Consider the following 19742-nt stretch of genomic DNA (forward strand, 5'->3'; position numbering starts at 1 on the left):
CTGGCCCGTCTTGCAAGCACGCGACGAGGCCGCTTGTCTCGCCTTGTCGGCCACCCTGGATTGGGGGTTCGGCAAACGGGTATCTCCAGAAATTCGGGACCCCCTCATGACCCATTTTATTTTCGTAACCGGCGGTGTTGTTTCTTCCCTGGGCAAGGGAATCTCGGCCGCCTCCCTTGGTGCCATCCTCGAATCCCGGGGACTCAACGTGACCATGGTCAAGCTGGATCCCTATATCAATGTGGATCCCGGTACCATGAGCCCCTTCCAGCATGGTGAAGTTTTTGTTACCGAAGACGGTGCCGAAACCGATCTGGACCTGGGCCATTACGAGCGCTTTATTCGTACCACCACCAGCCAGAAAAGCAATTTTACCACCGGCCGTATTTACGAAAGCGTGATACGCAAGGAGCGCCGGGGGGATTATCTCGGGGGGACCGTGCAGGTGATTCCCCATATCACCGATGAGATCAAGCGCTCGGTACTGGAAGCGGCCGGTGATGCGGACATTTGTCTGGTGGAGATCGGCGGCACGGTGGGGGATATCGAATCCCTGCCTTTCCTGGAAGCCATCCGACAGCTCAGTGTTGAACTGGGCAAGCAGCGCACCCTGTATATGCATCTGACATTGGTCCCATATATCGCCACCTCCGGCGAAATCAAGACCAAGCCCACCCAGCATTCGGTCAAGGAACTGCGCTCCATCGGTATCCAGCCGGATATCCTGTTGTGTCGGGCCGAGAATGCACTGCCGGAGGACGCGCGCCGCAAGATCGCCCTGTTCACCAATGTGGAAGAAAGGGCGGTGATCTCCGCGGCCGATGCAGCGGATATCTATGAGATTCCCATGCATCTGCGGGACCAGGGTCTGGATCAGCTAGTGGTGGAGAAGTTCGGTATCGAGGCTCCCAAGGCCGATCTGCATGAATGGGAAACCGTGATCAAGGCTTTACGCGCCCCCGAGGCGGAAGTGAACATCGCCATGGTGGGCAAGTATGTGGAATTGGCCGATGCCTATATCTCACTCAACGAGGCCTTGAAGCACGCCGGTATCCACACCCGCACCAAGGTCAATATCCATTACTTCGATTCCGAGCAATTGACCCGCGAAGGCGGCCATGTGCTGGATGGAATGGATGCCATTCTGGTGCCCGGCGGTTTTGGTGAGCGGGGCATTGAAGGCAAGATCGCGGCGGCCCGTTATGCCCGGGAAAACAAGGTCCCCTATCTGGGAATTTGCTTGGGCATGCAAGTGGCGGTGATCGATTTTGCTCGTCACGTGGCTGGTTTGGAAGGTGCTCACAGCACCGAGTTCGCGCCCCACAATGAACACCCGGTGGTGGGTTTGATTACCGAGTGGCTGGACCGGGAAGGGTCCACCAAGGAGCGCAGCGAAGGCTCCGATCTCGGTGGCACCATGAGGCTCGGTGCCCAGACCTCTCACATCAAGGAAGGGACCTTGGCGAATCAAGTCTATGGGGCGACCCAGATCAATGAGCGACATCGACACCGATTCGAGTTCAACAACAATTATCGTCAGCAGCTTGAGGGCAAGGGGCTGATCTTCTCTGCCGTGTCTGTGGATGATCTGGTGGAAATTGTGGAGTTGCCGGACCATCCCTGGTTCCTGGGCGTGCAGTTCCATCCGGAATTCACCTCCACGCCCCGGGATGGTCATCCCTTGTTCCAGGGCTTTGTGACGGCAGCCCGGGAACATGCGCAAGTGGGCAAGACCGAGGCGTCCGTGGCATCGGACAAGGCCTGAGCATCACTCAAGGAGACAAGGTATGAATATTGGTGATTTTCAGGTAGGTCTGGATCAACCCTTTTTCCTGATTGCCGGCCCGGACACGCTGGAAAGTGAGTCTTTGGCGTTGGAAGTGGCAGGCCATCTGAAGGAAGTCACGCAACGACTCGGAATTGGCTATGTTTTCAAGGGGTCCTTTGACAAGGCGAACCGCACTTCCCTGAACAGTTATCGGGGCCCGGGGCTGGAAGAGGGGCTGCGAATCCTGGAAAAGGTCAAGAAGGACATCGGTGTGGCGGTGACCACCGATGTTCATGAATATACTCCCATCGATGAAGTGGCCTCGGTGGTGGATGTGATTCAGACCCCGGCTTTTCTGTGTCGGCAAACAGACTTCATCACCAATGCCGCGTCCCATAATGTGGCCGTGAATATCAAAAAGGGCCAGTTCCTCTCGCCCTGGGAAATGAGCAAGGTGGTGGAAAAGGCCCGCAGTACCGGCAATGAGCGCATCATGGTTAGCGAACGCGGGTTTTCCTTCGGCTACAACAATCTGGTCTCCGATATGCGGGGCCTGGCCATCATGCGGGAAACCGGCGCGCCGGTGATTTTCGATTGCACCCACTCCGTCCAGTTGCCGGGCGGGCAGGGTGGCAGTTCCGGCGGGCAACGCCAGTTTATTCCTGTTCTGGCCCGTGCGGCCGTGGGGGCCGGTGTCTCTGGATTGTTCATGGAAACCCATCCCAAGCCGGATGAGGCCCTGTGTGACGGGCCCAACTCCATGCCTCTGGATCAGGTTGAGGCCCTGCTGACTTCCTTGAAGGCATTGGATGATGCGGTCAAATCCGGGCCCTTCCTGGAAGACGCTCTATCCTGAATAATTCACCGCGTTCGCGGTGACAGTTTTTGAAATCATCTGGTATCTCGATTCGGAAAAAATGACTATGGCGACCATCAAGCACATCATTGGCCGGGAGATCGTGGACTCCCGAGGTAACCCCACCGTGGAAGCGGATGTGATTCTGGATTCCGGCACCCTGGGCCGAGCCGCTGTGCCCTCCGGGGCCTCTACTGGCGTGAACGAGGCAGTGGAGCTGCGGGATCAGGACAGCAGCCGTTATCTGGGCAAGGGCGTGACCAAGGCCGTCGGGCATGTGAACGAGGAAATCCTGGATCGCCTCAAGGGTTTTGAGGTCAGTGATCAAAAGGCCCTGGATCAAGTCCTGATCGAATTGGACGGGACCGAGAATAAGGGCCGGCTGGGCGCCAATGCCATTCTCGCGGTCTCCATGGCCGCCGCCAAGGCGGCGGCTGAAGACAAAGGCTTGCCGCTGTACCGCCACCTGGGCGGCGATCAGGCCACCGGCATGCCCGTGCCCATGATGAATATCGTCAACGGGGGCGCCCACGCCGATAACAGCGTAGATATTCAGGAGTTCATGATCCTGCCGGTGGGCGCCGAAAGCCTGTCCGAAGCAGTGCGCCAGGGGGCGGAGATTTTCCATCACCTGAAAAAGGTGCTCAACATCCGCGGCTTGAGCACCGCGGTGGGGGATGAAGGGGGCTTTGCACCCGATTTGCCCTCCAATGAAGCCGCCCTGGAAACCATTATCGAGGCCATCGAGAAGGCCGGTTACAAGGCCGGTGAGGACGTGATGCTGGGTCTGGATGTGGCCAGTTCCGAGTTCTACAAGGATGGGGTCTATGAGCTGGCCTCAGAGAACAAGCGCTTTGATGCAGAAGGTTTCGCCGGTTTCCTGCGGGATTTGGTGGATCGCTATCCCATCGTTTCCATTGAAGATGGCATGGACGAGAACGATTGGGCCGGCTGGGAAGTGTTGACCCGGGAGTTGGGCAACAAGGTCCAGTTGGTGGGGGATGACCTGTTCGTGACCAACACCAAGATATTCAAGGACGGCATTGACCGGGATGTAGCCAACAGCATCCTGATCAAGCCCAACCAGATCGGTACACTCACCGAAACCTTGGCCGCCATCGAGATGGCCACCAAGGCCGGTTATTCTGCTGTGGTCTCCCATCGTTCCGGTGAGACCGAAGATGCCACCATCGCCGATATCGCGGTGGCCACCACGGCGACCCAGATCAAGACCGGCTCTCTCTGTCGTTCGGATCGCATGGCGAAGTACAATCAATTACTGCGAATCGAGGGTGAGTTGGGCAAACGGGCCCGATATCCGGGGCGGGATGCCTTCCCGGCTCGTGTGAAGATTGGCTGATAATAGTCAATGAGTGGGCCCATGTGGGCCCTGTGCATGCGGCGGGCCATTGATTCGCCGGGAGTGTTGTCCTGATGCGGACCCTGCTAGCCATCCTGTTGTTGATCCTGATTGTGCTCCAGGTACAACTCTGGACCGGGCGGGGTGGCTTGCCGGAAATCTGGGAACTCCGCCAGCAGATCGAGGCCCAGGAGGAAGAGAATCAGGCGTTGCGCACCCGTAATGAGGCCCTAGAAGCGGAAGTGGAAAATCTGCGTGAGGGTTCCGCAGCCATTGAGGAACGGGCCCGTAGTGAGCTGGGTCTGGTGCGGGAGGGCGAGGTCTTTTACGAAGTGATCGAACTGGACCGGCCCTTGCGGGAAGCGGAAGAGGCCTTCGAGGAAGGCCAGGAGCCAGAGGATGGGTGATACGGCCCGGCTTTGGGGCTTGGTACCTGCCGCCGGTATTGGCCATCGTTTTGGTGGTGAACGGCCAAAGCAATATCAGCTGCTGGCCGATGGCCGCAGCTTGCTGGAGGCCAGTGTTCAGGCCTTGCTGGAAGGTGCCGAGCTGAGTGGCGTGATGGTGGCGCTGTCGGAGCCCGATCCATTCTGGCCGGATCAGGCCATTGCCGATGATGACCGGGTGATGCATTGCGCCGGCGGTGCCGAGCGGGCCCATTCGGTTTATCAGGGATTGGTGGCCTTGCTGGATCAGGGGGCCGAGGCCGCTGACTGGGTGTTGGTTCATGACGCTGCCCGGCCCGGACTGTCCGCCGAGGCCCTGCAACGGCTTATCGCCCAATGCCGGGAATCGGGTGAAGGGGCCATCCTCGCATTACCGGTTCGCGATACCCTCAAGCGCGGCGATGGCAATGGCCGCATCACCGCGACTCTGTCCCGTGAAGACCTGTGGCAGGCTCAAACGCCGCAGATGTTTCCCCTGGGAGCCCTCAAGCAGGCGCTGGAAGAGGCTCTTTCCGGATCAAGCCTGCCCACCGATGAAGCCGCGGCCATGGAAGCGGCGGGCGGGCCGGTTCAGCTGGTGATGGGTGAGCCCGGCAATCTCAAGGTGACCTATCCGGAGGATTTGGCCTTCCTCTAGCGCGAGTGACTGTCGCTGGCTGGTCGAAAGCCAAAGGGGCTCCAGCGCTGCAGTTCAATGATGTTGCCTTCCGGGTCGCTCAGGTAGCACCAGGTGACCCGTGCCGAGACGCTGGGCGAGAGGGTGACCACATCCCCCACCGGCTGCCCGCCATTGTTCAGAATGGCTTCGCGAGCCTGTTCAACATTGCCCACCTGAAAACAGATGTGGCCGAAACCGGTGCGGTTGACCTGCCGGGGCGGGTCATTGCCTTGCGGGTCATACTGAAAGATTTCCAGCGTTGGTCCACCACCCTCCTCGTAACCCGGCAGGCGAAGATGAACACCCCGAAGCCGGGCGCCGGGAATACCGGTTCCCCGCTCCAGCTCCCGGCCGGCGTAATCCCGTTCGGGGGGGAGCGGCGTGCAGCCCAGAGCGCGCTCATAGAAATCCGCCAGCCGCCGCCAGTCTCTTGCCACCAGATTGACATGTGCGAAACGCAGGCGCTGGGCCATGATGGACGCTCGTATTGGGGGATCAGAACCGCAAGACTCTACCATCCAATCACTCGAAGGCCCAGTGAGCCCATGCGTGAAGACGTCTCCCGTGGGATAATGCCGCCTTTGGCGCAGCGGTCGGGAGCTTTTGATGCTGGATTTACGGATTGGGCACGGTTATGACGTCCATGCCTTTACCGGAGGCGATCATGTCATGGTCTGCGGGGTGAGGATTCCCTACAGTCGCGGGGTCCGGGCCCATTCCGATGGTGACGTGGGATTGCATGCTCTGTGTGATGCCTTGCTGGGGGCGGCTGGCATGCCGGATATCGGCCAGTTGTTTCCCGATGACGCCCCCCAATTCTCCGGTGCCGATAGTCGGGTGTTGTTGCAGCAGGTGATGAATCGTCTTGCCGAGGCGAGCCTGTCGCCAATCCACGCCGATATAACCCTGGTGGCCGAGGCACCGAAGATGAAGGCCCATGTGGCCGAGATGCGTCAGGTGCTGTCCGGAGACCTGGGCTTGCCCCGAGAGCGGGTCAATGTGAAAGCCACCACCACGGAACGCCTGGGGGCCCTGGGCCGGGAAGAGGGGCTGGCTGCCCACGCGGTGGTACTGCTTGCGCCGAGTGAGGGGAAATGCTGATGTCTGTGGAGGAAGCAAGTCAGCAGCCGCCGGTTTTTGAAGACAGCAAGCTGCCCCACGCCCATGGCGGTCCCTTGGGCAGTGGCCGGATCCGGGTCAGCCAGAGTGATTTCCGGGTGGAGGAGCAGCTCTCCTTCGAACCGGACGGGGAGGGGGGGCATTGTTTTCTCTATGTGGAGAAGTGGGGGGCCAATACCCCCTGGGTGGCGGGACAGCTGGCGCGGCTGGCGGGCGTGGGCAAGGGTGATGTGGGCTATGCTGGTCTCAAGGACCGTCATGCGGTGACTCGCCAGTGGTTCAGTGTGCCCGCCGGTGATCAGGATCCCATGAGCTGGTCCCTGGAAGATGCCCGGGTGCTCAAAGTGGTCCGTCATCGCAAGAAACTCCGGACCGGCAGCCTGTCGGGGAATCACTTCAGTTTGGTGGTACGCGATGTCGAGGCCGGCGAGGACGAACTGGATCGTCGACTGGCGGTGGTGGCCAGCCTGGGCGTGCCCAACTATTACGGCCCCCAGCGATTCGGCCGGGATGGGGATAATGTATGCCGTCTGTTGAATGGCAAGCTGCCCCGCCGTAATCCCCTACGGGGCATTCTTCTGTCCGCAGGTCGTTCCTGGCTGTTCAATACCATTTTGGCTGAAAGAGTCGAGGCGGATACTTGGTGTCGGCCGGTTCCCGGTGATCTGATGATCCTGGATGGTAGCCGCAGCCATTTTCAGGCGGCATCAGACGATACGGCCCTGGCGGACCGCTGCCGTCGTGGTGATGTGCATCCCAGTGGTGCCTTGTGGGGTGAAGGGGACAGTCCGGCCGGGGAGGTTGTGGCCCAGCTGGAAAATGCCGTGGCCTCGCGTTGGCCGGCCGTGGTGGCCAAACTTGAGACGGCCCGCATGAAACAGGATCGCCGCCCCTTGCGTTTGCCGGTGCGGGAGTTGCAATGGACGCGAGATGGGGAGGCCCTGAGGCTCCGTTTTTTCCTTCCGGCCGGTGGCTTTGCCACCACCGTTCTGCGAGAAATTTTTGACATAGAGGAAGCCGAGCATGATTGAAAGCCATGAGCATGGAGATGTGGTCGAGCTGCGACTGAATCGGCCGCCGGTGAATGCCTTGAATCCAGACCTGATCCAGGCCCTGGATCAGAAACTTGCTGATGCAGTGGCCCAGGGGGCCCGGGCGGTGGTGTTGTCCGGTGGCGAGAAGATGTTCTCGGCAGGGCTGGATGTGCCCATGTTGTTACGCCTGTCTCGTGACGAGATCACCACTTTTTGGGGGGATTTCTTCGGGCTGATGCGTCGGCTGGCGGAATGCCCGGTGCCGGTTTCGGCCGCTATTACCGGGCATAGTCCGGCTGGGGGCGCGGTACTGGCGATTTTTTGTGATCAACGGGTGATGAGCCGGGGGGAGTTTCGCATCGGCCTCAACGAGGTTCAGGTGGGGCTTCCTGTTCCGGATGTAATCTGTCATGGTCTCAAGCGACTGGTGGGGGGTGGAACGGCCAATCGGTTGCTTACTGCCGGGGAACTGATTTTGCCGGAGGAAGCCTTGCGTATCGGCTTTGTGGATGCCCTGGCTGATGATCCCGGGGCCACCCGACAGTCAGCCCTGGATTGGGCCACTCACGTTGCGGCCCAGCCGCCGGTGGCGGTGGCTGCCACCCGTCGCGTAGCCCGGGCCGATTTGGTGGACCTGTTCGGCGCGGTGGACAGGGAGACCTGTGAAGCCATGAGCGATGTCTGGTTCAGTAGCGAAACCCAGGGTGCGATGCATGCCCTGGTGGAGCGGCTTGCGTCCAAGTAGCCACCGTTCTGTCCTGTTCGAAACCCTGCCCCTTTCGGGGCAGTGTGATTGAAATGTGTGTTGTCAGGAGAAGGCTATGAATATTGATGTGAATCTATTGTTGGGCTTGCTCGCGATCATCGCCGGGATTCTGATCCTGGTGAAGCCCAAGCTGCTCAATTACGTGGTGGCGATCTTTCTGCTGGTCTATGGGGTGCTGAAGATCCTGCCCTATGTGACCTGAGCGGAAAGTCAGTGGGCTAGCTGCGGGTCGCCAGCAGGATATAGGCGGCCCCGGTTCCTCCGTCATCGGGCCGTGCCGAGCAGAAGGCCAGCACATCTTCGCGTTTTCTCAGCCAGCTGTTGAGCTTGGATTTCAGTACCGGCCCGGTATTGCCCGAACGAAGTCCTTTGCCGTGGACAATACGGACACAATTGATGTCCAGTTCCCGGCAGTCGGCCAGAAAGTAGGCCACACATTCCCGGGCTTCCTTCCAGTTCATGCCATGCAGGTCCAGCTCATCCTTGACCGGAATTCGGCCCTTGTGCAGGCGTTTGAGAATGTCGTCCCGCAGACCCGCCCGGGCAAAGCGCAGTTCTTCGCCGGTCTCCAGTGGCTGATCCCAGTCACCATTGAGTGATTCGTCCAGCACAGCCGCATCATCACGGCGCCGAAAACGGGCTTTGGCGGGCGGCCGCGGGGCTTCTATTTCAGCCGCATCGTCCCGTATGGGCTTGATATCACCCACGCTTTCACGAAACAGGGCGATCTCGTCCTCGGAGAGGGGTGTCTTGCGCTTGGCCATGACAGCATCTCCATGGGGACTGGAACGACGAAAATACCGCACAAGACGGCATTGGGAAAGCACCCCCCGGTATCCAATAGATGCGGGACCGGGGCGGTTTCCAGTATAGTGTGGCGCGTTTATGCGCCGATTCCGGAGACGGTATTGAAGATCCTAGTCAGCAACGATGATGGTTACCTGGCCACCGGCATCAATGTGCTGGCAGAAGCCCTGTCGGCTGTGGGTCAGGTCACGGTGGTGGCGCCGGATCGCAATCGCAGCGGTGCCAGCAATTCCCTGACCCTGGATACGCCGCTTCGGATTCACCAGACCGGGGAACGTCGATACTGCGTGGAAGGGACCCCCACCGACAGCGTCCACGCGGCCATTACCGGCCTGCTGGATGAGCAATCGGATATGGTGGTATCCGGTATCAATGAAGGGGCCAATCTGGGTGATGATGTCCTCTATTCGGGGACTGTGGCGGCAGCCATGGAGGGACGTTTTCTGGGCCTGCCGGCCATTGCCGTCTCCCTGGTGCTGGGGGAAGGGCAGCATTATCAGACCGCGGCCCGGGTGGTTATCGAACTGCTAGCGCGGATGCGCGCCGAACCCTTGCCGGCGGATACCATTCTCAATGTGAATGTGCCGGATCGCCCTTATGAGGCACTCACCGGTTTTCAGGCCACCCGCCTGGGCCACCGTAAGCGGGCCGAGGCCCTGGTTCGTGACACCGATCCACGGGGCCGGCCCCTGTACTGGATTGGACCGGCCGGTTCGGAAGAAGATGCCGGGCCGGGAACCGATTTTCACGCCGTCCGGGCCGGGGCGGTGTCCATCACCCCCCTGCAGGTGGATCTGACACGCTATGCGGCGCTGGATCAGATTGCCGGCTGGCTGGACTCGGCGCAGAATGATTCGAACAAGCGGCAAAAGGGAAGCAGTGCATGACCGCACCCATTGACGGTATCGGCATGACATCGGCGCGGACTCGTGATCGCCTGGTCAAACGTCTTCAGGAAAACGGCATTCGTCATCCCGGGGTGCTGGAAGCGATTCGCAATACGCCACGACATCTTTTCGTGGATGAGGCACTTTCCAGCCGGGCCTATGAGGATACAGCGCTGCCCATCGGCCATGGCCAGACTATCTCCCAGCCCTGGGTGGTGGCGCGTATGACCGAGGCCATTGTCGAGACAGGCCGGCCCGGCAAGGTACTGGAGATCGGTACCGGCTGTGGCTATCAGACCGCAGTGATGAGTGGATTGGTGGATCAGGTATTCACCCTGGAGCGAATCTCGGCCCTGCTGCAACGGGCCCGGAAAACCCTGCGCCAGATCGGGATTCGTAATGTTCGTTTCCAGCATGGTGATGGTTTCGAGGGCTGGGCGGATCACGCTCCCTTTGACGCTATCCTGGCCGCTGCTGCCCCCGAGCAGGTCCCCGAGAGTCTGCTGCATCAAATGGCTGACGGTGGCGTGCTGGTGATTCCCGTGGGTCCGGCAGGGCGTCAGGAACTGCTGCGTATCCACCGTGTGGGCAATCAGCTGGAGCAGGAGAACCTGGGGCTGGTGAGTTTCGTGCCGCTGCGGGGCGGACGGATCTGATGCGGATTTTTTCCTTTCTTTACGCCCGGGTGATGCGTTGGTCGGCCCATCCCAAGGCACCCTGGTATCTGGGTGGGATGAGCTTTGCCGAATCCACCTTCTTTCCCGTGCCCCCGGATGTGATGCTGGCCCCCATGACCCTGGCCCGACCGGATCATTGGTTCCGGTTTGCATTGATCACTACCCTGGCTTCGGTGGCCGGGGGGATCGTGGGCTGGTTGATGGGATATTTTGCCGTCGAACTGGTCATGCCCATGATTGAGCAGGCCGGCTATGCACCGGCCTATGAACGGGCCCGAGACTGGTTCCTGGACTGGGGTTTCTGGGCCGTGCTGCTGGCGGGGTTTTCCCCCATTCCCTACAAGATCTTTACTATCGCCGCCGGGGTGCTGTCTCTCAATCTGCCCCTGTTCATTCTGGCTTCCTGCCTGGGGCGGGGGGGGCGATTCTTCCTGGTGGCTGGCTTGATAAGCTGGGGCGGGCCGCCGGTGGAGGCACGGATTAAGCAGCACATCGACATTATCGGTTGGTTAACGGTGCTGATACTGGTGCTGGTTTTTGTCTGGTGGCGTTTGACTTGATGCTTTCCGCTGGCAATGGCCCTGGTGTAGCCTTGAGGGACCAGACAGCCACGGTGCCTGATCAAACCATGCCCAAGCGGCCCTTTCACTGCATTGCCTTTATCCTGCTGCCGGCGATTTTGTTGGCGGCTTGTTCGGGTGCCCTGCGTTGGGAAGAGCAGAGCTACACCGTCCAGGAAGGGGATACCCTGTATTCCATCGCCTTTGATCATGATCTGGATTACCGTGAACTGGCGGAATGGAATGACATAGGCCAGAACTATCTGATTTTTCCGGGCGATGAACTGGCCCTCAGTGAACGTGCTGCTCCCCATGTAAGTCGCACCCAAAGCAGCAGTGCTGTCTCTGCCTCGCGTGATACCAGCGGTTCTCAAGCTCGCAGTGAGCGTGACGGCGATGGCGGAAACGGAGCTGAGCCCGAGTCCCCGCAGCCCTCTACGCCCAGCGAGCCACCGCAACGTCGCGACGATATCAACTGGGCCTGGCCAGTGGAGGGGGATATTATCAACCGCTTCGGTGAAGGCAGCCGGAACACAGGGCTTCAGATTGCTGCCGAGGAGGGCACCGCAGTTAATGCCGCAGCCTCGGGACGCGTGGTCTATACGGGCAGTGGACTGATCGGATACGGTAAGCTTATTATCATCAAGCATGATGATATCTTCCTAAGTGCTTACGGGCACAACCGGGAGATTCTGGTGGAAGAAGGAGATGAAGTGGATGAAGGGCAGCGTATTGGACGTGTTGGCCTTGGAAGAGGCAACCGTTCCATGCTGCACTTTGAGATCCGCTCCGAAGGGGAAGCCGTCGATCCAGAGGGCTATCTTCCTTGATGACTTGCAGGCATGATGTCTGACAGTGTCTGAGCCAGTGAGGGGAGTTATGGGGGTACGGTACTCACAAGACGCCGACGAGGCCGTCAAGACCAAGCCTTCCGATCTGAAAGAGGCCGAGCCATCCTTTGGGCAGCCGTTGGGCGGGGCCGAAAGCAACGATGTGGATTTGGCTGCCACGCCGAGTGCTTTTCCCGAGGAGCAGCTGGATGCCACTCGGATGTACCTCAGTGAAATCGGTTTCTCCCCCCTCCTGACCCCGGAAGAAGAAGTCTATTTTGCCCGCAAGGCCCTGGCCGGCAATGAGGCCGCTCGCAAGCGCATGATCGAGAGCAATCTTCGCCTGGTGGTAAAGATTGCCCGCCGCTATAACAATCGTGGATTGCCGTTACTGGACCTGATTGAGGAAGGCAATCTGGGCTTGATTCACGCCGTTGAGAAGTTTGACCCAGAGCGGGGTTTTCGTTTCTCCACCTACGCCACCTGGTGGATCCGCCAGACCATCGAGCGGGCCATCATGAATCAGACCCGCACCATCCGCCTGCCCATCCATGTGATCAAGGAAATCAATCTCTATTTGCGGGCGGCTCGCAAGCTGACCCAGACACTGGACCGGGAACCCACGGCCGAGGAAGTGGCCGAGCACATGGGCAAGCCTCTGGAAGATGTGGAAAAGATGATTGGTTTAAACGAACGGATCGCCTCGGTGGATACTCCCATCGGCAAGGACGGTGACCGTTCCCTGCTGGATGCCATTCCGGATGACGGGGAGAGTGATCCCTTCCAAATGCTCCAGGACCAGGACCTTTACTCGGTGGTGGATGTCTGGTTGAGCCGATTGACGGAAAAACAGCGGGAAGTGGTTCAACGCCGATTCGGCCTTAACGGTTTTGAAAAAGCCACGCTTGAGGAAGTGGGCAATTGTATCGGCGTGACCCGGGAACGGGTCCGGCAGATCCAGATGGATGCCCTCAAGCGCCTGCGCCGTTTATTGGAGAAGGAAGGTCTCTCGGAAGAATCCCTGTTTGAATAATCCAGCAGCCGATCACCGGTTTGGGTTTATTTCTCAATCATCAGCATGGCAGCCACCACCGGTCTTTCCTCGGCCACCAGGACATTGAAGGTCCGGCAGGCCGCGCCGGTATCCATGAATTCCAGACCAATGCCTTGCCCTAGAACATGAGCCAGAATTTCCTGCGGGGGAATGCGGTTTTCCGACCCCGTGCCCAGCAGGATCAGCTCCGGTTGATTCTGGATCAGGGCATCGAAGTCCCCGGTTTGCAGGTCCTCGAAGCGCTCCGGACGCCAGCTGGTGTCCGTCCGTGTGGGCGTCAGCACAAAGCTTTGCGTGATAACATGATCGTTCACTCGCACCTGACCCGGTTCGTAGCCCCGGATGATCTGGCGGGTGTCGTCGGCCAAAAAGTCTTTTTCAACGCGCATTGCTCGAGACCACTCCCGGATTGCCGTGACAGCCCATCAGTCTAACAGCCCCCAAGAGTCTGCTCCCAGTGTATTGACCCTGGATTTGTCCGGCAGCCTGGAATCCAGCCGCCTGTTGGTGGAGGATCTGGCGCAGCAGGCGCCCCATTGGCCGGCCTTTGCGCGGGTTTTGTCGCGTGGGGAATGGCTGGCGCCAGGCCCCTCGATTCCCCAGATACCGTCACCGGCCCCCCTGGCTTTGCTGGGGGAGGGTGAAGATCCTGCCGATGCCTTCTGGCTGCGTGCCGATCCCGTTCATTTGCGCCCGGACCAGGACTTTCTATTGCTGTGGGATGCCTCGGCCCTGGACCTGAGCGACGAGGAGGCCCGCCAACTGGCGGAGACTTTCAACGGTCATTTTCAGGCGGACGGTTTCCTGCTCAAGACACCCGCTCCGGGGCGCTGGTACCTGCGATGCGCTTCCACTATAGAGGGCGAGACCACGCCGGTGGACGAGGTTACGGGCCGCAATATTGCCCATTTCATGCCCCGGGGGAAGGATTGCCAACGCTTGGCGCAATTGATGAACGAAACCCAGATGCTGTTTCACGAGCACCCGGTCAATCAGGCCCGGGCAGCCAGTGGGCAGTGGACGGTCAGCGGCGTTTGGCCCTGGGGCGGCGGCCGTTTGCCCCCAGCCGAGCCCCATGACGGTTTGACCATTTTCAGCGACGACCCCCTTCACCGGGGCCTGGCCCGTTGGCAGTCGGCGACGGCCCATGCGGTGCCCGGGGACTATGATCAATGGAAACTCCGGGCCGGGCAGCGCAATCTGGTCCGCTTGGATCAGCCCGCGATTCCGGCCCGCCACGGTGATGGACCGGCATGGCAAACGGCCTTGGCGGATATTGAAAACCGTTGGCTGCTGCCGGCCTTGGCCGATGGTCAATCCCTGTTACTGAATCTGGGTCGCCTGGGTCGAGTCCGCTATGCTCCGTCCATGGGTTGGCGGTTTTGGCGCCGCTCCCGTCCCCTCTGGTATTGGCTGACGGTGACTTTGGATCAGACCTCGGATGAGTCTACTCAATGAGCTCGCAGCCCCCTGAATATGCCAGCCGGATTCGACGCCGTTCTGTGGATACCCTCCGGGGCTTGTCCGGCGTGGGGCATCCGGTGCTACGGCGAGTCTATGCTGCCCGCGGTATCCAGAGCGAGAGCGAGTTGCGTTACAGCACCGATCAGCTGGCCAGCCCCGACTCCCTGGCCGGCCTGTCCGACGCCGTCCGGGTTCTGTTCCGTCATTTGCGCAAGGGCCGTATTCTGATCGTCGGTGATTTCGATGCCGATGGGGCCACCAGCACGGCCTTGCTGCTGTCCGCCCTCAAGGAGGGTTTTGGTGCCACCCAGGTGGATTACCTGGTCCCCAACCGCTTTGAGTTTGGCTATGGCCTGTCACCGGAACTGGTGGATGTGGCCGCGGAACAATCGCCCACGCTGATCATTACCGTGGACAATGGCATCTCCAGTATCGAAGGGGTGGCCAGAGCCAAGCGCCTGGGTATGGAAGTTCTGATCACCGATCACCACCTGCCGGGGGAAAACCTGCCCGAGGCCGAGGCCATCGTGAATCCGGTGTTGCCCGGCAGTGATTTTCCCAGCCCCAACCTGGCTGGGGTGGGGGTGGTTTTCTATCTTCTATTGGCCCTGCGCCGCTATATGCGGGAGAAGGGCGCCTTCCAGGAGCGTGGCCTGAGTGAGCCGCGCCTGGCCGAATGGCTGGATCTGGTGGCCCTGGGCACGGTGGCCGATCTGGTGCCCCTGGATCGAAATAACCGCCTGCTGGTGCATCAGGGGCTGCAGCGGATCCGAAGCGGTCGGTTACGGCCGGGGCTGGATGCCCTGATTCGCGTGGCCGGCCGAAATCGGGCCGACCTGGCCGCCTCCGATCTGGCCTTTGCCGTCGCCCCCCGGCTTAACGCGGCGGGTCGTCTGGATGATATGTCCCACGGCATTGAGACCCTGCTGTGTCAGGATGCGGACCGGGCCTGGGAAGGGGCCATGGCCCTGGACGCCATGAATCATCGACGGCGGGATATCGAGCAATCCATGCAGACCCAGGCCGAGCGGGCCATCGAACGGCTCAAATTGCCGGACAGCCAGGGATTGCCGGAAGGCCTGACCCTCTACCAGCCCGACTGGCACAGCGGGATTGTGGGGCTGGTGGCCTCGCGGATGAAAGAGCGTTTTCACCGGCCGGTGGCGGCCTTTGCGCGCAATGAGAACGGCTCTCTCAAGGGCTCCTTGCGTTCGGTGCCGGGGATTCACATCCGGGATGTGTTGGCCGATATCGACACCTGCCACCCGGGTTTGATTGAGCGATTTGGTGGCCATGCCATGGCCGCCGGCTTGACCCTTGCGCCGGAGGGATTGTCCCGTTTTCGCGAGGCGTTTCAGTCCGGCGTCGCCCAGCGAGCCGATGCTGACAAGCTGGCCGGGGTCATTCTCAGTGACGGTGAATTGGCGCCCAATGAGTTTTCTCTGGAACTGGCCGAGCAGCTGCGCCGGGGCGGACCCTGGGGGCAGGGGTTTCCCGAGCCCCTGTTCGATGGCGAGTTTTTCGTGCTGGAACAGCGGATTGTCGGGGAACGCCATCTCAAATGCCGTCTCCAGCATCCCGATGTGGCCACCCCCATTGATGCCATTGCCTTCAATCCGGATCCCTTCTGGCTGGATGCCCTGCCGGAGCGTATCCGGATTGCCTACAGCCTGGATGTAAACGAATGGCGGGGGCTTCGCCGTCCCCAGCTTCTGATCAAACATATCGAGCGGATATGATTGCCCGCGTGGGCTGCAGCCTACGTTTCGCGGTTCATGCCGGAAGTCTGATCGTGTAGCATAGGCGCGTTTATCCCAACCTTCAGTTTGGAGTAGTGAGACCGTGTCCGAGGCCGTAGAAAGCAATCTGATTCACCGCCAGATCAATGACCTCAAGGAGCGCATCGAAGCGCTGAGGGGGTATCTTTGACTACGCTGGGCGCAAGGAAAGGTTGACCGAGGTTACCCGGGAGCTGGAAGTGCCTGAAGTCTGGCAGGATCCGGACCGGGCCCAGGCCCTGGGTCAGGAGCGGGCCCGTCTGGCCGAAGTGGTGGGACGCCTGGAAGACGGCACCCAGCGGATTGAAGACGCGGAAGCGCTGTTCGACATGGCCCGGGAAGAGGGCGATGACGACACCCTCCAGGAACTCCCTGCGGAGCTGGATTCCCTGGCCAAGATCGTGGAAGCCATGGAGTTCCGTCGCATGTTCTCGGGAGAGATGGATGAGAATAATGCCTTTATGGATATTCAGGCCGGTTCCGGGGGCACCGAGGCTCAGGACTGGTCGGAAATGCTGCTTCGCATGTACCTGCGCTGGGGGGAACAGAAGGGCTTCAAGACGAGTCTGATGGAGTGTTCTGCCGGAGATGTAGCCGGGATCAAAAGTGCCACCATCAAGTTCGAGGGTGAATACGCCTTCGGCTGGTTGCGCACGGAAACCGGCGTGCACCGCCTGGTGCGCAAGTCCCCCTTTGATTCCGGCAATCGCCGGCATACCTCTTTTGCTGCTGTGTTCGTATCACCAGAGATTGATGAGACCGTTGATGTGGAAGTGGATCCTTCGGATCTGCGGATTGACGTCTATCGCGCCAGTGGTGCCGGTGGCCAGCATGTGAACACCACCGAGTCGGCGGTGCGGATTGTGCATGAACCCACCGGCATTGTAGTCCAGTGCCAAACGGAGCGCTCCCAGCACAAGAACAAGGCCACGGCTATGAATCAGCTGCGGGCCAAGTTGTATGAGCACGAGATGCAGCAGCGGCGGGAAAAGCAGGCGGCGGTGGAAGAGGGCAAGTCGGACATCGGCTGGGGCAGTCAGATCCGCTCCTATGTGCTGGATCAATCCCGCATCAAGGACCTGCGTACCGGCGTGGAAATTGGCAATACTCAGGGCGTGCTGGATGGCAATCTGGATCCCTTCCTGCAAGCCAGCCTGAAGAAAGGTTTGTAATTGCCGGTATTCGTTAATCCATTATTCCCAATAATTCGGCCCGGAGGAGTCTCGGCCCATGAGTCAGGATCAGGAACACAAGCTCGTCCAGCATCGCCGCGAGAAGCTCAACGCCTGGCGGGACAGCGGTCGGGCTTTCCCGAACAATTTTCGGCGGGATTCTCTGGCCGAAGAGTTACATGGCCTTTATGGCGAGCGTAGCAATGAATCCCTGGAAGGCGGTGAGATTCAGGTCCATGTGGCCGGACGGATGATGGAAAAGCGGGTCATGGGCAAGGCCAGTTTTGCGAAATTGCAGGACAGCAGTGGCCGTATCCAGTTGTTTGTCCAGCGGGATGCCCTGCCCGAGGGCTATTACAACAGCGAGTTTAAGAGCTGGGATGTGGGCGATATCGTCGGTGCCACCGGGACCCTGTTCAAGACCAAGACCGGTGAGCTGTCGGTGAAGGTGGAGGATATTCAGCTTCTCACCAAGTCCCTGCGCCCGCTCCCGGAGAAGTTCCATGGCCTGCAGGATCAGGAGACCCGATACCGCCAGCGCTATCTGGATCTGATTATGAACCGGCAGGTGATGGAAACCTTCAAGACCCGGACTCGCCTGGTCCAGGCCATTCGGGATTTCATGACCGCCTCCGGCTTTATGGAGGTGGAGACCCCCATGATGCAGTCCATTCCCGGTGGTGCCGCCGCGCGGCCTTTCAAGACCCACCACAACGCCCTGGATATTCCTCTCTATATGCGAGTGGCCCCCGAGCTGTATCTCAAGCGTCTGGTGGTGGGTGGCATGGACCGGGTCTATGAGATCAATCGCAACTTCCGGAATGAGGGTGTCTCAACCCGCCACAATCCGGAATTCACCATGATGGAGTTCTATCAGGCCTATGCCGACTACCATGACCTGATGAATCTGACAGAGCGTCTGTTCCGCACCTTGGCCGAGGTGATCAATGGCCATGACATCGTGGAATACCAGAGTGAGCAGTATGATTTCTCAAAGGATTTCGAACGTTTGACCGTGGAAGACGCCATAATCCGCTTTGTGGATGGGGTGCAAGCGGATCGTCTGCGTGATCGAGATTACATGGCCGGGCTCTGCGAACAGCTGGGCATCCAGGTGGAAGATAACTGGGGGCCGGGCAAGATGCAGATCGAGGTGTTTGAAAAGACTGGCGAACATCAGCTTATCCAGCCTACTTTTATCATTGATTATCCCACCGAAGTCTCGCCCCTATCCCGGCGCAAGGATGATGATCCCTTCCTTACAGAACGCTTTGAGCTGTTCATTGGTGGCCGTGAGCTGGCCAATGGCTTCTCCGAGCTCAATGATGCAGAGGACCAGGCCGAACGCTTCAAGGAACAGGTTGAAGCCAAGGAAGCAGGGGATGATGAAGCCATGTTCTACGATGCGGATTTTGTACGTGCCCTGGAATATGGTCTACCGCCCACGGCAGGCGAGGGGATCGGTATCGATCGGCTTGTGATGCTGTTCACCGATTCACCATCCATTCGCGATGTTTTGCTCTTTCCTCTGATGCGCCCGGAAGTTGCGGCGGACAGGGAGGGCTGATCAGGCATGCCAAGGCCCGGCAGCTGGAGAGGCTGCCGGGCTTCAAGGCGAATCGTTTGGGGAGTGTCAGCCTTTCTGTTCCTTGCCGGGTACCAGCAGAACAGGGCGGTTGGCGTTGCGGCAGATGTTCTCGGCGGTGGAGCCCACGCGGACGCCCCGGACGCCTTCCCGACCCCGGCGACCGGTGATGATCAGCGAGGCCCGTTCGGCGGCGGCTATCTGGGGGATGACATGTTCCGCTCGCCCCAGGTCCACACTACGCACCAGGCGGACACCGGCTTTCTCCGCAGACTCGGTGATCCGTTCCAGGCGGCGCCAAGCCCGGGCAATGTCGTTGCTGGAACTGACGGTGATGACCCGCAGGTGCTTGTCCTTACCCAGCATCTGCAGTGCATCCTTCTCGGCGGCTTCGGCCGCACTGGAGCCGTCGGTGGCCAGCAGGGTGGGGCCGTCACGGCGGGGGACATTATCTTCCCCCTCATCTGCATCCCGAACGTCTTCCAGCAACAGGGGGCGATCAGCCTTGCGCACCAGCCCGGAGGCCGTGCTACCGATCAGGAGTCGCTTGGCTGGGCTGTGGGCCCGGGATCCGGTCACAATCAGGTCCAGGTCTTCATCCTTGGCCAGGGTCAGAATTTGCTCCACTGGATCCCCCGACATCAGCCGGGTTTCCACTTCAAACTGCCCGGCCAGAACCTCGGCATGCTCGGCGAGTTTTTCCTTGAGTTCTTTAGAGCTGAGTTTCGGGCCGTCGCCTCCGCTGCCGCTGGCAGTGGGCTTGGTGTGGGCCAATACGACCTTCTTCACGCCCATTCTCTCCATGTAGCCGAGACGCTTAAGCATGGGCAAGCTGGAACGGGAGAAGTCCACGGCGATCAGGGCGCTTTCGTACATTGAGGTCTCCTTGGTTATTTTGAACGTGTCGGCCAGCGTGCTTCC

At 60.0% G+C, this 19742-nt stretch carries 22 protein-coding genes; 18 read left to right on the plus strand and 4 right to left on the minus strand.

The window, feature by feature from the left end:
• Positions 1–106: 106 nt before the first annotated feature.
• The 5 genes from pyrG (at position 107) to ispD (ending at position 5067) form a co-directional block, all read left to right on the plus strand.
• Positions 107–1765 (plus strand): CTP synthase, encoded by a 1659-nt coding sequence (pyrG, locus tag J2T60_RS03020; RefSeq protein WP_253447576.1) that lies wholly within the window; start codon positions 107–109, stop codon positions 1763–1765.
• A gap of 22 nt (positions 1766–1787) precedes the next feature.
• On the plus strand, positions 1788–2624 hold the full coding sequence (kdsA, locus tag J2T60_RS03025) for a 3-deoxy-8-phosphooctulonate synthase (RefSeq protein WP_253445244.1): 837 nt from the start codon (positions 1788–1790) through the stop codon (positions 2622–2624).
• A 67-nt stretch (positions 2625–2691) separates the two neighbouring features.
• Positions 2692–3984, plus strand: a complete 1293-nt coding sequence (gene eno / locus J2T60_RS03030) for a phosphopyruvate hydratase (protein ID WP_253445246.1) — start codon at positions 2692–2694, stop codon at positions 3982–3984.
• A gap of 74 nt (positions 3985–4058) precedes the next feature.
• Positions 4059–4391 carry a cell division protein FtsB gene (ftsB, locus tag J2T60_RS03035; protein WP_253445248.1) on the plus strand — a complete coding sequence of 111 codons (333 nt, stop codon included), beginning with the start codon at positions 4059–4061 and terminating at the stop codon, positions 4389–4391.
• Positions 4384–5067: a 2-C-methyl-D-erythritol 4-phosphate cytidylyltransferase gene (ispD, locus tag J2T60_RS03040; RefSeq protein ID WP_253445250.1), complete on the plus strand. Its 684-nt coding sequence runs from the start codon at positions 4384–4386 to the stop codon at positions 5065–5067. The genes ftsB and ispD overlap by 8 nt, the downstream gene beginning before the upstream one ends.
• Here the strand turns inward: ispD and J2T60_RS03045 are convergent.
• A complete protein-coding gene (locus tag J2T60_RS03045) occupies positions 5064–5561 on the minus strand; it encodes a VOC family protein (RefSeq protein WP_253445252.1) in 498 nt (165 codons plus the stop codon). The genes ispD and J2T60_RS03045 overlap by 4 nt on opposite strands.
• 133 nt (positions 5562–5694) lie before the next feature.
• On the opposite strand from J2T60_RS03045, the gene ispF reads away from it, so the two are divergent.
• From ispF to J2T60_RS03065, 4 genes are all read left to right on the plus strand, one after another.
• Positions 5695–6189 (plus strand): 2-C-methyl-D-erythritol 2,4-cyclodiphosphate synthase, encoded by a 495-nt coding sequence (ispF, locus tag J2T60_RS03050; protein WP_253445254.1) that lies wholly within the window; start codon positions 5695–5697, stop codon positions 6187–6189.
• Positions 6189–7238 carry a tRNA pseudouridine(13) synthase TruD gene (gene truD, locus J2T60_RS03055; protein WP_253445257.1) on the plus strand — a complete coding sequence of 350 codons (1050 nt, stop codon included), beginning with the start codon at positions 6189–6191 and terminating at the stop codon, positions 7236–7238. The genes ispF and truD overlap by 1 nt, the downstream gene beginning before the upstream one ends.
• Positions 7231–7986, plus strand: a complete 756-nt coding sequence (locus J2T60_RS03060; RefSeq protein WP_253445260.1) for an enoyl-CoA hydratase/isomerase family protein — start codon at positions 7231–7233, stop codon at positions 7984–7986. The genes truD and J2T60_RS03060 overlap by 8 nt, the downstream gene beginning before the upstream one ends.
• Before the next feature lie 76 nt (positions 7987–8062).
• A complete protein-coding gene (locus J2T60_RS03065; RefSeq protein ID WP_253445263.1) occupies positions 8063–8209 on the plus strand; it encodes a DUF3096 domain-containing protein in 147 nt (48 codons plus the stop codon).
• Positions 8210–8225: 16 nt separating this feature from the next.
• Here J2T60_RS03065 and J2T60_RS03070 read toward each other — a convergent pair whose 3' ends face one another.
• A complete protein-coding gene (locus J2T60_RS03070) occupies positions 8226–8771 on the minus strand; it encodes a Smr/MutS family protein (protein WP_253445266.1) in 546 nt (181 codons plus the stop codon).
• A gap of 144 nt (positions 8772–8915) precedes the next feature.
• Between J2T60_RS03070 and surE the strand changes: the two genes are divergently transcribed.
• From surE to rpoS, 5 genes are all read left to right on the plus strand, one after another.
• Positions 8916–9701, plus strand: coding sequence for a 5'/3'-nucleotidase SurE (surE, locus tag J2T60_RS03075; RefSeq protein ID WP_253445269.1), 786 nt, complete (start codon positions 8916–8918; stop codon positions 9699–9701).
• Positions 9698–10357, plus strand: a complete 660-nt coding sequence (locus J2T60_RS03080) for a protein-L-isoaspartate(D-aspartate) O-methyltransferase (protein WP_253445272.1) — start codon at positions 9698–9700, stop codon at positions 10355–10357. The genes surE and J2T60_RS03080 overlap by 4 nt, the downstream gene beginning before the upstream one ends.
• The gene (locus tag J2T60_RS03085) at positions 10357–10938 is read left to right on the plus strand and encodes a YqaA family protein (RefSeq protein ID WP_253445275.1); all 582 of its coding nucleotides are present in this window, start codon (positions 10357–10359) and stop codon (positions 10936–10938) included. Before J2T60_RS03080 ends, J2T60_RS03085 begins: the two co-directional genes overlap by 1 nt.
• 68 nt (positions 10939–11006) lie before the next feature.
• Positions 11007–11768: a peptidoglycan DD-metalloendopeptidase family protein gene (locus J2T60_RS03090; protein WP_253445278.1), complete on the plus strand. Its 762-nt coding sequence runs from the start codon at positions 11007–11009 to the stop codon at positions 11766–11768.
• A gap of 49 nt (positions 11769–11817) precedes the next feature.
• A complete protein-coding gene (rpoS, locus tag J2T60_RS03095; RefSeq protein ID WP_253445281.1) occupies positions 11818–12801 on the plus strand; it encodes an RNA polymerase sigma factor RpoS in 984 nt (327 codons plus the stop codon).
• Between the two features lie 26 nt (positions 12802–12827).
• On the opposite strand, the gene J2T60_RS03100 is transcribed toward rpoS, so the two are convergent.
• On the minus strand, positions 12828–13211 hold the full coding sequence (locus J2T60_RS03100) for an Mth938-like domain-containing protein (protein ID WP_253445284.1): 384 nt from the start codon (positions 13209–13211) through the stop codon (positions 12828–12830).
• A gap of 25 nt (positions 13212–13236) precedes the next feature.
• On the opposite strand from J2T60_RS03100, the gene J2T60_RS03105 reads away from it, so the two are divergent.
• From J2T60_RS03105 to lysS, 4 genes are all read left to right on the plus strand, one after another.
• The gene (locus tag J2T60_RS03105; RefSeq protein WP_253445287.1) at positions 13237–14280 is read left to right on the plus strand and encodes a hypothetical protein; all 1044 of its coding nucleotides are present in this window, start codon (positions 13237–13239) and stop codon (positions 14278–14280) included.
• On the plus strand, positions 14277–16025 hold the full coding sequence (gene recJ, locus J2T60_RS03110; RefSeq protein ID WP_253445290.1) for a single-stranded-DNA-specific exonuclease RecJ: 1749 nt from the start codon (positions 14277–14279) through the stop codon (positions 16023–16025). Before J2T60_RS03105 ends, recJ begins: the two co-directional genes overlap by 4 nt.
• A gap of 103 nt (positions 16026–16128) precedes the next feature.
• Positions 16129–17236, plus strand: a protein-coding gene (gene prfB, locus J2T60_RS03115) for a peptide chain release factor 2 (protein WP_253445293.1) whose coding sequence is annotated in 2 segments (ribosomal slippage) — positions 16129–16212 and positions 16214–17236 — 1107 coding nt in all. Because the reading frame shifts where the segments join, the coding sequence is not laid out codon by codon here.
• A 58-nt stretch (positions 17237–17294) separates the two neighbouring features.
• The gene (gene lysS / locus J2T60_RS03120) at positions 17295–18803 is read left to right on the plus strand and encodes a lysine--tRNA ligase (protein ID WP_253445296.1); all 1509 of its coding nucleotides are present in this window, start codon (positions 17295–17297) and stop codon (positions 18801–18803) included.
• A gap of 66 nt (positions 18804–18869) precedes the next feature.
• Here the strand turns inward: lysS and J2T60_RS03125 are convergent, their stop codons facing one another.
• Positions 18870–19697 (minus strand): universal stress protein, encoded by an 828-nt coding sequence (locus J2T60_RS03125; protein WP_253445299.1) that lies wholly within the window; start codon positions 19695–19697, stop codon positions 18870–18872.
• Positions 19698–19742 lie beyond the last annotated feature (45 nt).

This window comes from Natronospira proteinivora (assembly GCF_024170465.1).
Classification (GTDB): Bacteria; Pseudomonadota; Gammaproteobacteria; order Natronospirales; family Natronospiraceae; genus Natronospira; species Natronospira proteinivora.